1 protein-coding gene and 1 pseudogene are annotated in these 545 nt (G+C 61.5%); both read right to left on the bottom strand.

The annotated features are described in order from the left end of the window. Positions 1-286: YqcC family protein (locus NRB16_RS29140; RefSeq protein ID WP_257107599.1), on the bottom strand; the 286-nt coding region annotated here is incomplete at its 3' end. After that, a pseudogene (locus NRB16_RS29135) lies at positions 286-545 on the bottom strand (hypothetical protein); the annotation flags it as partial. The pseudogene NRB16_RS29135 and the gene NRB16_RS29140, both read right to left, overlap by 1 nt.

The raw sequence follows: 545 nt of genomic DNA, 5'->3' as shown, positions 1-545 counted from the left end.
CCTGCAGCTTGCGGGCTTCACTCTGACGACTGGCGTAGACCATCTCGGCCATTTCCAGAATGCCCGACGAGTTGGGCAATGGGAGATCCCGCTCCAGGATGATTTTCATCCTCGGCAGGAAAATCCATTGCAGCCACTGCTCGAACTCCAGGGTATCGACGCTGAACGGCTCGGTGCTGGAAAGCGCTTCCTCGCTGGGTGGTGTGTCACTCCACCAACCCAGGACCCTCAACTCACGTTCGATCAGCAGCAGTTGCTCGGCCACTTCAGGCAGACGCTGATCCATCAGAGATTGACCCGGGCTTTCTGACGCGCCAGCGCTGCGCCAGCCGCATCACCCTGCTTTTCACGAGACTGGGCGATCAGTTCCCAGAGGCTCGCCTGCAGGCTTGCACGACCATTGGCATAGGTCAGGGCGCGACGGGCCAGTTGTTCTGCCTGGGCTGGATCCCCCTGGGCCAGACGCACCTGAGCCAGACGATAAAGCACTTGCGGCTCGCGTGGCGCCACTCGCTGGGCACGCTCAAGGCTCGACGAAGCACCAT

The organism is Pseudomonas sp. LJDD11, from assembly GCF_024584215.1.
GTDB lineage: Bacteria > Pseudomonadota > Gammaproteobacteria > Pseudomonadales > Pseudomonadaceae > Aquipseudomonas.
This window is presented reverse-complemented; position numbering and strand designations above follow the sequence as displayed.